The sequence below is a fragment of the Methylophilus sp. UBA6697 genome (assembly GCF_002454655.1).
Taxonomy (GTDB): domain Bacteria; phylum Pseudomonadota; class Gammaproteobacteria; order Burkholderiales; family Methylophilaceae; genus Methylophilus.
Genome location: NZ_DKJH01000050.1, coordinates 1 through 13,591 on the forward strand (window position 1 = coordinate 1; position 13,591 = coordinate 13,591).

Here is a 13,591-nt window from a genome sequence, read left to right on the forward strand (position 1 = left end):
CTTGATCAAACGCGCTGGCGGCCAATGCGAATTGCTTTAACGAGAGGTTTGCCAGGCCCAGGCTAAACCAGGCATCTGCGCTGGTGGGCTCTTGTTGCGTCCATAAGCTGCTCACTTTTTGCAGGGCTGCCCAGTCTTGCCGGGACTCAGGCACCGCTGCGCGCATATAAAAAGGCTTTTTATCTTCGTCTTCTTCCCACAGGGCTTTGCCATGCACCGGGAATTCGGTGGTGGCGGGCATTTTCTCCAGTGTATCCAGCCATTCAACTGGCAGTGCAAAGTGGATGCTGCCGCCATTGCCTGCGGTTTTGAAGGTGTTAATGCCGACCAGCCTGCCTTCCATGTCAAACAGGCCGCTACCGCTGGCGCCCATTAAAAACTTAGCACTGCTGCGTATCATATTGCCAGGTTGCGTGGGGTAGAGGCCCTGAATTTCACCCACAGAGGTGATGGGTGCCGGCACGCCATTGGAGTGGCCGATAGCGGTGATTTCCTGGCCGCGTACCAGATCGTGGCTATTGCCGCGAAGGACGGATTTAAAGGGCATATTGTGGGTGGTGACCAAGCAGAGGTCGTGCCAGGCATCGGCGCGTACGCTGGTGATCGGGTAACTGTCTTCGCCGCGTGACACCCAAGGCTGTTTGGTGGCGCGTAATACATGACAATTGGTGACGACGCTGTTATCAGCAACCACTACGCCGGAACCATAGGCCATGCCACCATCCAGGTTGTAGCCGCGGATCATGACGACACCAAAATAGGCCTCCATCAATGCTTGCTGGTTATAAGCATTGGCAACGGATGTGCCGAGTAATAAGCATGCTAAAAACAAGTGTTTCACGGAATCCCCCTGGTGCCTGTTTTGATGTGTTTGAAGTGACTGATTCTTGCGATAAAAGTTCGGGCGAAAGGCATCTCTGAAAATTGTAAATCCTGCGCCTGTGGCCGCAAAAACAGTTAAAATATGATTTATACCATTCTTGTCTCCAGATTGTTCTTGTGATCGTCACTTTCCCTGGCAGTAAATACGAATTGCACCAGCCGTTTCCCCCTGCTGGCGATCAGCCACAGGCGATTGAAAAGCTGACGCAAGGCATTGATGATGGCCTGAAATTTCAGACCTTGCTCGGTGTGACTGGCTCTGGCAAAACCTATACCATGGCCAACGTGATTGCCCGCACTGGCAAGCCGGCCATTGTCATGGCGCCGAACAAGACACTGGCCGCACAACTCTATAGCGAATTCAGGGAGTTTTTTCCGAATAATGCCGTGGAGTATTTCGTCAGCTATTACGACTATTACCAGCCAGAAGCCTACGTGCCTTCGCGCGACTTGTTTATCGAAAAAGATTCCAGCATTAACGAGCATATTGAGCAAATGCGCTTGTCGGCGACTAAAGCCATTCTGGAGCGTGAAGATACGATCATTGTGGCGACTGTGTCGGCCATTTACGGTATTGGTGACCCCGGTGAGTACCATGGCATGGTGCTGCATATCCATCAGGGTAAAAAGGTTGCGCAAAAAGACATCGTGACGCAACTGATCAATATGCAGTATGACCGTAACGACTTTGATTTTAGTCGTGGTTGCTTTCGTGTGCGTGGCGATATTATCGATGTGTTCCCGGCAGAAAACAGTGAAACGGCAGTACGCATCAGTCTGTTTGATGATGAGATTGATAGTATCCAGTTGTTTGATCCGCTCACCGGGCAGGTATTTAACAAAATCCATAACTTCCGTATTTTCCCGTCCAGCCATTATGTGACCGCGCGTGAAGCCACGGTGCGGGCGATGGATACGATTAAAGAAGAGTTACGCCAGCGCGTGAGCTTTTTTCTCAGCGAAAACAAACTGGTTGAAGCACAACGTATTGAACAGCGTACGCGGTTTGACCTCGAAATGCTGAATGAAATTGGCTTTTGCAAAGGCATTGAAAACTATAGCCGCCATTTAACACGGCGCAATCCGGGCGATCCACCGCCAACATTGATTGATTATCTGCCTGAGCAGGCATTGATGATTATTGATGAAAGCCATGTCACCGTGCCTCAGGTTGGCGGCATGTATCTGGGTGACCGTTCGCGTAAATCTAACCTGGTGGATTATGGCTGGCGCCTGCCGTCGGCCATGGATAACCGGCCACTCAAGTTTGAAGAGTTTGAGCGCATTATGCGCCAGTGCGTCTTTGTGTCGGCGACCCCGGCGGATTACGAAAAAAACCACCAGCAGCAAGTGGTGGAAATGATTGCGCGCCCGACTGGCCTGGTTGATCCTGAAATCACAGTGAAGCCGGCCGATACGCAGGTCGATGATTTGCTGGGTGAGATTAAACTACGCGTGGCCGTGGGCGAGCGCGTGCTGGCGACGACGTTGACCAAGCGCATGTCTGAGGATTTGACCGATTACCTCAGCGAGCATGGCGTCAAAGTACGCTACTTGCACAGTGATATTGATACGGTAGAACGCGTCGAAATTATTCGTGACTTACGTCTGGGCGAATTTGATGTGCTGGTGGGCATTAACCTGCTGCGCGAAGGCCTGGATATTCCTGAAGTGTCATTGGTCGCTGTGCTGGATGCAGATAAAGAAGGCTTCTTGCGTTCTGAACGCTCATTGATTCAAACCGCGGGCCGTGCAGCGCGTAACCTCAATGGTACGGTGATTTTTTACGGCAACAAAATTACCCGCAGCATGAAGCTGGCGATGGACGAAGCCGATCGCAGACGCAAAATCCAACTGGCGTTTAACGCCGAACATGGCATCACGCCTAGGGGTGTGACCAAGCGCATTAAAGATATTATTGACGGCGTTTACGATAAAGATGAAGCGCAACGTGAACGCAAAGCCGCCCAAGAGCAGGCCAGCTATGAAAACATGAGCGAGAAAACCTTGACCAAAGAGCTCAAGCGGGTTGAAAAAGCCATGCATGATGCGGCCAAGAACCTGGAATTTGAAAAAGCGGCCCAATATCGTGACCAGTTGAAGAAGCTTAAGTTACAGGCGTTTGGTGCCGAAGTAGAAGATTTGAAATGACCACGTTAAATCTGTGTATTGGTTCGATTGCCGCTGTGTGCACTACGATAGCATTTGTGCCGCAGGTGATTAAATCATGGCGTACCAGAGATTTAAGCGGAATATCACTGCCAATGTATACGATATTTACGACAGGCGTATTGTTATGGCTGATCTACGGCATATTGAGACAGGATTGGCCTGTGATCATTGCCAATGCGATCACCGCGATACTGGCTGGCGTCGTTCTTTGGTTAAAATTAAAATCTGTATTAAGCCGTTAAATTTAAGATTGATTGTTGATTGTTTTTATAATTATTTTGTTTAGGATACGACCATGAAAAAAATTACAAAAGCCGTTTTTCCGGTGGCGGGGTTAGGCACCCGCTTCTTGCCGGCGACCAAGGCCAGCCCAAAAGAAATGCTACCTGTTGTTGATAAACCGCTGATTCAGTATGCGGCGGAAGAAGCCATCGCCGCTGGTGCGACTGAGCTGATTTTTATCACGGGCCGTAACAAGCGTTCGATTGCCGACCATTTTGATAAGGCCTATGAACTGGAAGCCGAGCTGGAAGCTGCGGGCAAACAAAAACTACTCGATATCGTGCACAGCATTTTGCCAAAAGGTGTGAGTTGCGTGTTTATCCGTCAATCACAAGCACTGGGTCTTGGCCATGCGGTATTGTGTGCTAAGCCGGTCGTGGGTAACGAGCCATTTGCCGTATTGCTGGCAGATGATTTGCTGGTGGGTGATGTCTCTATCACCAAGCAAATGGTAGATGTCTATGCCGAGCAACAATGCTCAGTACTGGGCATTGAAACCGTGGCGCCAGAAGAAACCAGCAGCTATGGCGTGGTCGATGCGATTGCTAAAACAGATGATTTGCTCGAAGTAAAAGGCATGGTGGAGAAACCTAAACCAGAGGAGGCGCCTTCTAACCTGGCAGTGGTCGGCCGTTATGTGTTGAGTCCACGTATTTTTGATTGCCTGGAGCATGTTAAACCTGGCAAAGGCGGCGAAATTCAACTCACGGACGGTATTTCTGCATTGATGGAATATGAAAAAGTGATGGCTTATCGCTACAAAGGCAAGCGCTATGATTGCGGTAGCAAACTGGGCTTTATGCAGGCTAACGTTGAGCTGGGGTTAAAGCATCCTGAAATCGCCGATAGCTTCAGAAGCTATTTGAAATCACTGGCAATCTAATCAGGCATGCTCGCGGCACAAGCACAGTCGCCAGATTTCTGGATCGCCCATTCGGATGTCGTGTTTACAGCGGCAGAAGTCAGCCTTGCTATTGATCGCATGGCTGAGCAGTTGCGTGATCAGTTATCTGGCCAGCCTGTGATCTTGCTGTGTGTGATGCGTGGCGGCTTGTATCTGGCAGGCCAGTTAATGAGCCGTTTGCCATTGCCAGCCCGGCTTGATTACCTGCAAGCCAATCGCTATCACGGCACTGCCGGGCAAGAAATCGTCTGGAGCAAGCAGCCAGAACTGGATTTGGCCGGACAAACCGTGGTGGTGCTGGATGATATTCTGGATGAAGGTATTACGCTGGCTGCGGTGGTGGCGTATTGCCAGCAAGCGGGCGCTAGCCGCGTACTGACAGCAGTGCTCACCGAAAAAGACAACGGCCTGCAAAAACCACTGCAGGCCGATATTGTCGGACTCACCGTGCCTAACCGCTATGTGTTTGGCTGTGGCATGGATGTGTATAGCTGGTGGCGTAATCTGCCAGAAATTCGCGCGTTGCAATCCTAGTGTTGACATGCCAGTGCTGGCGTTATTCAGGCACTTCAGCCTCAAAATCGATATTCGCCACTGACACCCCATAGCCGGGGTTCGTTATAAATCGCGATCTGATTACCTAAAAAGTCTTTTCCCTTGGCCACGGCGAATTGCTGGTTGGTCAGGTTTCTTACCCACACGCTCCACAGCCAGTGCTGGTTGTCCGTGGTGTAGTTGAGGCAACTGTTGAGCAAATTTCTCCTGGCAAGCTGGCTGGTTTCTGGCTCATTACTGATACCGCTATAAGTAGCTGATTGATAATAGTGCTGCAGGCTGGCTTCGAGTTTGCCTTTTAGCATGCCTGAGTGAAAACCATAATTTAGCGTGTTGGCCATACTCCAGCGTGGCGCGTCGGGTAGCGCCTGGCCAGAGGCATCGGTGCCATTGGCACCACCACTGGGAAAACGCAGGTAGCTGGCATCCAGATAAGCCAGTGTTGAGTTGATATGCCATGCCTGGCCAATCGGGACTAGCGTGCTGAACTCCAGCCCTTGCGTTCGCACGCTGGCGGCATTGCGTAACTGCAATACTTGCGTGTTTGCGCCTAGCCGGGAAAACTGGAACACTTGGTAGTTGTCGTAATGATTCACAAACAGTGCCGTGTTTAAATCAAACGCCCTGTGCTGGTAATGCCAGCCCAGCTCCAGGCTATCCACAGACTCCGGTGCGAACGCATAGCCATCCTGCACTTGTGCCCGATTCAGGAAATCTACATTCCAGCCTCCATTTTTATAGGTCCGTGCAAATTTGGCTAACAAGGTATTTCTTTGGTTGGGGTGAAAGCTCACCGCCAGCAGTGGGGAGAAAAAGTGGTTAGCCATGGCCTGCTTTTGCTGGTTCAAGGTGCCGATACGAAAAGCGCCACTGTGTGAACCATCTAGGCTGAAATCCAGCTGCTTTTGCTCCCACTGATAGCGGCCACCTATGTGCAGCGTAAAAGGGTCCAGATCGTAACTGGCATTGGCATATAAGGCCTGGGTCTGTGTATTTACCTTGGCCTGCAGCGGCACCATTGCACCTGCCGTTACGCCAAAAGTGGCACCAAATGGGGTGAATACGGTGGCTGATGGCCGTTTCACCAGCGTTGCCATATCGTTGCCAAAAACCGCACGTCTGTCATTTGATTGCTCTTCCTGCGAGAAATACAGGCCAGCCACATACCGTAGCGCCGCCTGTGCATCCGAGCTGTAACGAAACTCCTGGCTGGTCAACTGCTGGTGGTCTTTATAGTAGGTTGCCAATACATCATTGCCGCTATAGTCATTATCCGTTTGCCGGTTATGTCTGTGGTCCCTGGCCGCCACGATTACCTCCAGTTGCGCGAGGTTGGCCAACTGCCGCTCACTCTGGATGCTGAATCCTTGCGCCAAGGTGTGTGAAACGGGCTGCGTATTTAGAAACACGCGTGAGAATGAATCGCCACTTTGCGCTGGTTGACCAAACATACCGGTGAGTGGCTGCGCCAGAAAATTCTGGTTGCTGAGGTCTGCATAGTCTGCATACAACTTCAAGCGATGCTGCTCACTGGTTTGTATCTGCAACTGGGCCCGGGCGGATGTATTGTCCTGATCTTTCAGCGATTGACTGGTATGGTCATTCTCGACATAGCCGTCACGCGTTTCTTTTCTGATCGCGATACGGCTGTTGATATGCGCTGCGAGAGGCATATTCATGACCGCTGTGGTTTCGCGATAATCCAGATGACCAAGCCCAAACTTGATCTGCGCCTGGGGTGTGGCCGTGGCTTCTTGTGTTGTGATGCGGATCGCCCCCGTATCGGATTGATTGCCATGTGTATACCCTTGGGGGCCTTTGGCAATCTCCACTGTATCAATATCAAACAACAGGTTTTCCAGCGACATGGTGGGGCCAACATTCACGCCATCCACATATATCGCAGTACGTGCATCAAAACCGGCATTTCTGCCACCACCACCCACGCCGCGAATATACGCACTTTTATAGACGCCATATTGCTGTATGGAAAAGTTGGGCAGCAAGGTGTTCAGCTGAGATATCTGGCTCACATGTGCGTTTTGCAAGCTGTCGTCTGTAATCACCTCCGCCATCAATGGCGTGAGATGCGCCGCGGCATTTCTTTTGACGGCAGTGACTTCAACATCGGGTAATTCGATCTCGTATACATCCTCTTCTGCAATTGCCGTTTTGCTAATGGCGATGGCTAATAGAAAAAGAATGCGTTGATTGAGACCGCGTGGAACAGGAGAGACTGCTTGCATGGACATGATAGATTTTTATATTTTTTTAAAAATCTATCATGTTTAGGCCTGCTTGTGAAAACTAAAGCCAGAACGCTGGCGGCAGAGGGGGAGCTGGGATTGATTAATCTTGAATACAGGTTTTTGTATGTTGTACCATTTTTCCATCCATGAGTTGTGTCGTTTCTTCTCCCAAGCGACACTTCTTGTCGGCATCCAACACCCATACATTGTGATAAATTTCTGTATAACTAGAGATATTCCATGCCCAGATGGTTTCATGCCCTTGACCATCAAGCGCACTCACTTCTCTTAGTTTGCTATAGCCATTCAATTTCTTATCCATGATCTCTAACAAACTGGTTGCTGGCGTATCCCATATCAGCTTTGCAGTCGTTTTGTTCACTTTAAATAGCCACATAGGGCAGTCATGCGCACTACATAAACAGGCGTGCGCAGGTTTCACCAAATATGCCTTTGTGGATTTGCTCAAGCTCACTAACTGCGCTTCAAATAAGTCATTGGGCTTAGTATCTTGGCAAGCGTTTATGCCGTCTGTAGCGATTTTTTTGCTTAGCTGAGCAATAATGGAGGAGGGAATCTTAGCCGGGTTCTTGACTCTTTGCTCAGCACCAAACTCTTCAGCACTTTGAGCGCATAGAGCGATGAATAACAGGGCGAATAAAGCGGTGATCGATGCTGATAATTTCATAGGGTTAAGGCTTGTTGGCGGAGAAGGAGGGATTCGAACCCTCGATACGCTTTCACGTATGCCTGATTTCGAGTCAGGTACATTCAACCAGCTCTGCCACTTCTCCGGGATGTTTTGCAACCTTTTGACACTCCAAAAGGTTGCTGGGCGATTAGTCTACACCGTGGCGCGCGTGCTGTTCAACAAAAATCTAATGGCTCTTATTGGTCGATTATTGCAGCGGCAGCACGATTTGGATTACCAGGCCAGAAGCGGGTACTGGTTTGTTACTGATGGATAGTTTTCCGCCATGCTTTTCAACAATCATGCGGGCGATGGCAAGGCCGAGGCCGGTGCCGCCTGTTTGGCGTGAGCGGGAATCTTCCAATCTGCGGAATGGTTCCAGTACATTGTTCAGTTCTTGGGGCGGGATGCCGGGGCCGTCGTCAGAAATCACGAAAATGACCTGTTTGCCTTCTGCGTGCAGTGACAAGGCCGGGGTTTGCGCATAGGCAATCGCGTTATTCAGCAAGTTGGTCAGGCAACGTGTTAACAAGTGTGCCGAGCCGAGGATGGTAATGGACTGTGTGGGCAGGCTGCTGGCGATGGCATGGCCAGTATCTTCAAAGTCATCGCATACGGCGGTTGCCAGCGCCGTCAGGTCGACTTTGCTTTTATGGATGTTTTCACCGCACAGGCGGGCAAAGTCCAGGCCTTCGCGCACCATGGCTTGGGTGGCGGTGAGGTCTTTGATCAAGCCTTGTTTCAGCTCTTGGTCTTTGACTTTTTCCAGGCGCAAACGCAAGCGCGTGAGGGGGGTTTGCAGGTCGTGCGCAATCGCACCCAGAATAAAGCCACGTTCCTGAATATGCTTGAGGATGCTGCGCTGCATTTCGTTAAAGGCTTTGGCGGCATGGCGCACCTCGGTTGAGCCTTCGTTTTCAGGTAAAGGCGCGTGCTCAATATTGTGTGCCAGTTGTAAGGCGGCATTTGCCAGCTTGCGCAATGGCTGGGTGGCGACGGAAGCGACGGCCCAGATAATACTGATCAAGCCGAATAGTGCCAGCACAATGGTGAGAGGGTTGCGTTCATGCGGTGGCCCGGCCGGTGGGCGATGACCGCCGTAATGCAGTTCGATCAACACAGATGTATTGTCTTCAAGGTGGGTGTAAACCGCTAGGCATTGACCATGAGGATGCGGTGGTGGTGCGCCAAAGCCCGGCGGTGGTGGCGGAGGGCGGCGCGGCGCGCAATGGCTGGGCTTGGACAGGCTGATAAAGTCAGCCACTTCTGGCACCAGCAAGTTGTTGAGGTTGGCTAATTCTGCAGGCAACAGCGGCGCATTTTGCGGCGGTTCTACGCCTAGCGTGACATGGCTGCCCATGCGTTTAAACACGTCCTGAATCTCGGAGCGTTTTTCGGGCACGGTCGCTTCGAGGATGCGGATCATGCTTTCAATGCGGTCGAAGGCGAACTGGTCGCGCAGGCGCGTTTCATTTTCGCGTGAGTCGCGTTGCCCCAGCATACTCACTACCGTCGCGGTGAGCAGAATACCAATGACGGTAATCAGGAAGATACGGACCGACATGGTGCCCAGCAATTTCTTTATCATCACTCTAGTGCTCTTTATAGTCAGGTGCTCTTTTATTTAAGATAGCGGACGTCTGCGGTGAGCAGATAGCCTTCATTACGTAGCGTTTTGATCATGGATGGACTCTTAGTATCCACTTCAAGTTTCTGTCTTAATCTACTGATTTGTAAATCTATTGATCTATCAAATGGACCTGCTTCTCGGCCATGCATTTCTTCCATCAACTGATCGCGGCTCAAGGTGCGGTTGGCGTGCAGCAGCATAAAACGCAAGAACTTGAACTCGGCATTGGACAGCGGAATGCTGGTGTTGCTTTGGTCGATCAAGGTCCGGTTCTGGATATCCAGCGTCCATTCATTAAAGCCAATAAAGCGCAAAATACCGCTGTCAGCAGGTTCTTCATGATGCGCCTTGCCAGGGTTTTCTGCATGCATGCGCGAACGGCGGATGACACTGCGGATACGCGATAACAGCTCCAGCGGCTCAAACGGTTTTGCCACGTAATCGTCAGCACCGGTTTCCAGGCCCATAATCGTATCCAGCGAACTGGTGCGCGCCGTCAGCATAATAATAGGTAGCAAGCGGTATTTGGGCGATTCACGCAACTCACGACACAGCTCGATCCCGCTGCGTTGCGGCATATTGATATCGAGGATAATGACGTCTGGTAGTTGCCGCTCTAGCGCTTGCCACATTTGTGCGTGATTGGCTGCCTGATGGGTGATCAGTTGATTGTCTTGCAGAAAATCACACAGCAAATCACGAATCGCATCATCGTCATCTACTACCAGTACATGTGTGTCGGGATGGCCGTCAGTCATAAACAAAGTCTCGGGCTTACAAGATTGAATATTGGAGCACAAAAACCGGCCATTGTGGCCGGTTTTGCACATTAAATCAGGATGGTTTTATTTTTCATGACGTGGACCACCGTGATGTGATCCTTCATGTTGAGGAAAGGCATTTTCATCAAATGCTTTCTTCTGGGCATCGTTCAATTGCGCATAAAAAGTACGCACTGCTTTAGCACGTTCAGCCTGACGCGTATCACGCTCTTTGTCCCAGGCTTCCATTTTATCCAGACGTTGCAGTGTATTGAGTTTGCTTAACTCAGCCGCATCCGGATGCTCAGCTTTGTCTTGTGGCTTGATTTGCGCCTGATAGTTTTTCCAGGCGTTTTCCTGGACACTGGTCAGTTGCAAAATGGTGTGCAATTTTTCCTGGTGCTTTTCAAAATGCTCCAGGCGGTGTTCCTGCCAGTTGGTTTTGTCAAATTTACCTTTGTCGCAACCATGGCCGGGTTCGGCAAAGGCGGTGCCGCACACCAAAACCAGAAGACCTGCGAATGCCAGTTTTTTCAGTTTCATGATGTATCCTTTAATCATTATTGCGAAATTGCAATGTTGACATTAAAACACCCGAATGTATCGGGTGTTTGTCTGATGAAACTGGCTATGTAACAGAGTGTATCTGCTTATTCGATGCCCTGGCTGGCGAGGTAATCCTCATAGTTACCAGTAAAGTCGACAATGCCGTTAGCTTTGATTTCGATAATACGGGTGGCAATCGAGCTGACGAATTCACGGTCATGGCTGACAAAGAATAAAGTACCTTTGTATTTATCCAGCGCAGTGTTCAGCGCTTCGATAGACTCCATGTCCATGTGGTTGGTTGGCTCGTCCATCAATAACACATTGGTTTTTGCCAGCATCAGTTTGCCATACAGCATACGGCCTTTTTCACCACCAGAAAGCACTTTAACTGACTTTCTGGTTGCCTCGGTCGGGAACAGCAAACGGCCGAGCATACTACGCACGGTGTTGTCATCATCGCCTTGTTGGCGCTGCGCGGTCATCCATTCAAACAGGTCTTCGCCTTTTTCGAATTCGTATTCATGGTCTTGCGCAAAGTAGCCCAGCTTGGCTTTTTCTGCCCATTTGACTTCACCGTGTTTAGGTGCGAGATCACCGGCCAGACAGCGCAGGAAAGTGGTTTTACCGATACCGTTTTCACCAATGATGGCGACTTTTTCCCCGGCTTCAAACATCAGTTCTACGTCATTAAATAAAGTCTTGTCAAAGCCATGGCTGAGTTTTTTGAGTTCTACTGCATTGCGGTGCAGTTTTTCCCTGTCGTCAAATTCAAAGCGAATAAACGGATATTGGCGACTGGAAGGCTTGAATTCTTCCACCTTGATTTTATCGATCTGTTTGGCACGGCTGGTGGCCTGCTTGGCTTTAGAGGCGTTGGCAGAGAAGCGGCGTACAAAGTCCTGTAAGTCAGCAATTTGCTGTTTGGCTTTGGCGTTGTCTTTGGCTTGCTGGTTACGCGCCGCAATGCTGGCTTCCATGTAATCATCGTAGTTGCCCGGGTAAGAGGTGATCTTGCCGTAGTCCATATCGCAGGTATGCGTACATACCTGGTTTAAGAAGTGGCGGTCATGTGAAATGATGACCATGGTGCAGTCACGATTGTTGACCACGTCTTCCAGCCAGCGGATGGTGTTGATATCCAGGTTGTTGGTCGGTTCATCCAGCAGTAATACGTCTGGATTGGCAAACAGGGCTTGTACCAGCAATACACGCAGCTTCCAGCCTGGCGCAACTGCGCTCATCGGGCCGGTATGTTGCTCCAAAGGAATACCTACGCCCAATAGCAATTCGCCCGCACGTGCTTCGGCGGTATAACCATCATATTCGGCAAACACGCCTTCCAGCTCAGCCGCACGCATATAGTCGTCTTCCGTGGCTTCGAGGTTGGCATAAATGGCGTCACGCTCCTGCATGGCCTTCCACATTTGTTCGTGGCCCATCATCACTACGTCCAGCACGCGCTGATCTTCGTAGGCAAACTGGTCCTGTTTCAAGAACGCCATGCGCTCATTGGGGTCCAGGCTGACGTTGCCGCTGGTTGGCTCCAGCACGCCGGCCAGAATTTTCATGAAGGTAGATTTACCGCAGCCGTTGGCGCCAATCAGGCCATAACGATTACCGTCGCCAAATTTGACAGAGACATTTTCAAACAGCGGCTTGGAGCCAAACTGCATGGTGATATTGTTTGCAATTAACATGAACAACTTTCAAAAAGTTTTGCCGCGGTTGAATGCGGATAAATAAATGCTTCAAAAATACAGGGCACGCAAACTGCGGCGTGCCGGTGGTTTAAAAGGTGTTGTAGATGACGACTTCATCCATAGGCAACTGGCCACCACGAGCCTTGGCTTCTTCCATCGCTTTGCCGACGACGACAAACATCACTGGCACATGGTCGGCAGGCAGGTTGATCAGCTTCGCCACAGCGTCAAAATCGAAGCCATCCATGGGGCAGGTGTCATAGCCCATTTCCTTGGCTGCCAGCATCAGCGTCATGGCGGCCATACCGCCTGAGCGCATGCCTTCATCACGTTCTGCCTGCGTGTGATCAGTGTAATAGTCGTGAATTGCCTTCACCAGGTAGTCGCTCACTTGTTGCGGCGCATTGACCCAATAGCGCGCCGGGTCTTTCGCCCAGGCTTTGAGGTCTGCCGTCAGGACAACCAGCAAAGAGGCATCAGTCACTTGTGCCTGGTTCCAGCTCACTGCGCGGATTTGATGACGTAACACCGGATCAGTCACCACCACAAACCGCCAGTGCTGAATGTTGAAAGCAGTCGGCGACAGCATGGCCAGCGAGAACAGTTGCTGGATTTCAGCGTCTGTCATGCGATGGGTAGGATCGTAAGCTTTGATCGAGCGACGTTCCTGGATGGCTTGTGATACATTCATGATGTGTGTTTATTCATACTCAATAGTTAAAATATCCAGCTGCAAAGGGCCGGCCGGACGTTGCCAAACGGTACTGTCACCAGCTTTGCGGCCCAGCAGCGCTTTGGCTACTGGCGACACGTAACTGACTTTTTGCCGCGCAATATCTGCCTCATCTTCGCCGACGATCTGGAAAACGGATTGTTCGCCAGTTTCATCTTCTACCAGCACTTTGGCACCAAATAATACGGTGTGCCGTGGTTGCTGCGCTGGGTCTACCAATTGCGCAGATTCCAGTCTGGCGACAAAGTAGCGCAGATCGCGGTCAATTTCAGCCAGCTTTTGCTGGGCACTTGGGTCTTCTTTACGTGCAACGTACTGGTTGCGTTCCGTATCCAGTGTTTTGACAGTGTGCTGTAATGTTTGCAAACCTTCTGGCGTGACATAGTTAGCATGCGGGCTCAGCGGGCGCTCCGGTAAATCCGTCCCCGCCAGTTCCAGATCATCTTCTTTGACAAAACCGCGACTCATGCTGTGTGTTGTATC

At 50.7% G+C, this 13,591-nt stretch carries 13 protein-coding genes and 1 tRNA gene; 4 read left to right on the top strand and 10 right to left on the bottom strand.

Going from position 1 to position 13,591, the window contains the following annotated elements; genetic code table 11:
• The coding region (locus B3355_RS13240) for a S1 family peptidase (protein ID WP_292784799.1) at positions 1 to 841 on the bottom strand (841 nt) is incomplete at its 3' end.
• Positions 842 to 999: 158 nt separating this feature from the next.
• Here B3355_RS13240 and uvrB point away from each other — a divergent pair.
• Genes uvrB through B3355_RS13260 form a run of 4 tightly spaced genes read left to right on the top strand, consistent with a single transcriptional unit; the run spans position 1,000 to position 4,774 of the window.
• Positions 1,000 to 3,033: an excinuclease ABC subunit UvrB gene (gene uvrB, locus B3355_RS13245; protein ID WP_024929902.1), complete on the top strand. Its 2,034-nt coding sequence runs from the start codon at positions 1,000 to 1,002 to the stop codon at positions 3,031 to 3,033.
• On the top strand, positions 3,030 to 3,296 hold the full coding sequence (locus tag B3355_RS13250; protein WP_292784802.1) for a SemiSWEET transporter: 267 nt from the start codon (positions 3,030 to 3,032) through the stop codon (positions 3,294 to 3,296). Before uvrB ends, B3355_RS13250 begins: the two co-directional genes overlap by 4 nt.
• Positions 3,297 to 3,349: 53 nt before the next feature.
• Entirely contained in the window at positions 3,350 to 4,219 is an 870-nt protein-coding gene (gene galU / locus B3355_RS13255) for a UTP--glucose-1-phosphate uridylyltransferase GalU (protein ID WP_019882014.1), read from the top strand.
• Positions 4,220 to 4,225: 6 nt separating this feature from the next.
• Positions 4,226 to 4,774, top strand: coding sequence for a hypoxanthine-guanine phosphoribosyltransferase (locus B3355_RS13260; protein WP_292784805.1), 549 nt, complete (start codon positions 4,226 to 4,228; stop codon positions 4,772 to 4,774).
• A 41-nt stretch (positions 4,775 to 4,815) separates the two neighbouring features.
• Here the strand turns inward: B3355_RS13260 and B3355_RS13265 are convergent, their stop codons facing one another.
• The 9 genes from B3355_RS13265 to B3355_RS13305 form a co-directional block, all read right to left on the bottom strand.
• Positions 4,816 to 7,047: a TonB-dependent receptor gene (locus B3355_RS13265; protein ID WP_292784807.1), complete on the bottom strand. Its 2,232-nt coding sequence runs from the start codon at positions 7,045 to 7,047 to the stop codon at positions 4,816 to 4,818.
• Between the two features lie 97 nt (positions 7,048 to 7,144).
• Positions 7,145 to 7,732 (bottom strand): hypothetical protein, encoded by a 588-nt coding sequence (locus tag B3355_RS13270; protein ID WP_292784810.1) that lies wholly within the window; start codon positions 7,730 to 7,732, stop codon positions 7,145 to 7,147.
• 15 nt (positions 7,733 to 7,747) lie between these two features.
• Positions 7,748 to 7,838: transfer RNA gene (locus B3355_RS13275), tRNA-Ser, on the bottom strand.
• A gap of 105 nt (positions 7,839 to 7,943) precedes the next feature.
• Positions 7,944 to 9,323: an ATP-binding protein gene (locus B3355_RS13280; RefSeq protein ID WP_292784813.1), complete on the bottom strand. Its 1,380-nt coding sequence runs from the start codon at positions 9,321 to 9,323 to the stop codon at positions 7,944 to 7,946.
• Positions 9,324 to 9,355: 32 nt separating this feature from the next.
• The gene (locus tag B3355_RS13285; RefSeq protein ID WP_024929912.1) at positions 9,356 to 10,123 is read right to left on the bottom strand and encodes a response regulator; all 768 of its coding nucleotides are present in this window, start codon (positions 10,121 to 10,123) and stop codon (positions 9,356 to 9,358) included.
• Positions 10,124 to 10,210: 87 nt separating this feature from the next.
• Positions 10,211 to 10,669, bottom strand: a complete 459-nt coding sequence (locus B3355_RS13290) for a Spy/CpxP family protein refolding chaperone (RefSeq protein ID WP_292784817.1) — start codon at positions 10,667 to 10,669, stop codon at positions 10,211 to 10,213.
• 107 nt (positions 10,670 to 10,776) lie between these two features.
• A complete protein-coding gene (locus tag B3355_RS13295; RefSeq protein ID WP_292784820.1) occupies positions 10,777 to 12,372 on the bottom strand; it encodes an ABC-F family ATPase in 1,596 nt (531 codons plus the stop codon).
• Between the two features lie 91 nt (positions 12,373 to 12,463).
• Positions 12,464 to 13,066: a nitroreductase family protein gene (locus B3355_RS13300; protein WP_047518299.1), complete on the bottom strand. Its 603-nt coding sequence runs from the start codon at positions 13,064 to 13,066 to the stop codon at positions 12,464 to 12,466.
• Between the two features lie 9 nt (positions 13,067 to 13,075).
• Entirely contained in the window at positions 13,076 to 13,576 is a 501-nt protein-coding gene (locus B3355_RS13305) for a GreA/GreB family elongation factor (RefSeq protein ID WP_292784825.1), read from the bottom strand.
• Positions 13,577 to 13,591: the final 15 nt, after the last annotated feature.

Coding starts and splice junctions, on each gene's coding strand:
- B3355_RS13250 (WP_292784802.1), top strand. CDS start 3,030: ATGACCACGTTAAATCTGTGTATTGGTTCGATTGCCGCTGTGTGCACT.
- galU (WP_019882014.1), top strand. CDS start 3,350: ATGAAAAAAATTACAAAAGCCGTTTTTCCGGTGGCGGGGTTAGGCACC.
- B3355_RS13260 (WP_292784805.1), top strand. CDS start 4,226: ATGCTCGCGGCACAAGCACAGTCGCCAGATTTCTGGATCGCCCATTCG.
- B3355_RS13265 (WP_292784807.1), bottom strand. CDS start 7,047: ATGTCCATGCAAGCAGTCTCTCCTGTTCCACGCGGTCTCAATCAACGC.
- B3355_RS13270 (WP_292784810.1), bottom strand. CDS start 7,732: ATGAAATTATCAGCATCGATCACCGCTTTATTCGCCCTGTTATTCATC.
- B3355_RS13280 (WP_292784813.1), bottom strand. CDS start 9,323: ATGATAAAGAAATTGCTGGGCACCATGTCGGTCCGTATCTTCCTGATT.
- B3355_RS13285 (WP_024929912.1), bottom strand. CDS start 10,123: ATGACTGACGGCCATCCCGACACACATGTACTGGTAGTAGATGACGAT.
- B3355_RS13290 (WP_292784817.1), bottom strand. CDS start 10,669: ATGAAACTGAAAAAACTGGCATTCGCAGGTCTTCTGGTTTTGGTGTGC.
- B3355_RS13295 (WP_292784820.1), bottom strand. CDS start 12,372: ATGTTAATTGCAAACAATATCACCATGCAGTTTGGCTCCAAGCCGCTG.
- B3355_RS13300 (WP_047518299.1), bottom strand. CDS start 13,066: ATGAATGTATCACAAGCCATCCAGGAACGTCGCTCGATCAAAGCTTAC.
- B3355_RS13305 (WP_292784825.1), bottom strand. CDS start 13,576: ATGAGTCGCGGTTTTGTCAAAGAAGATGATCTGGAACTGGCGGGGACG.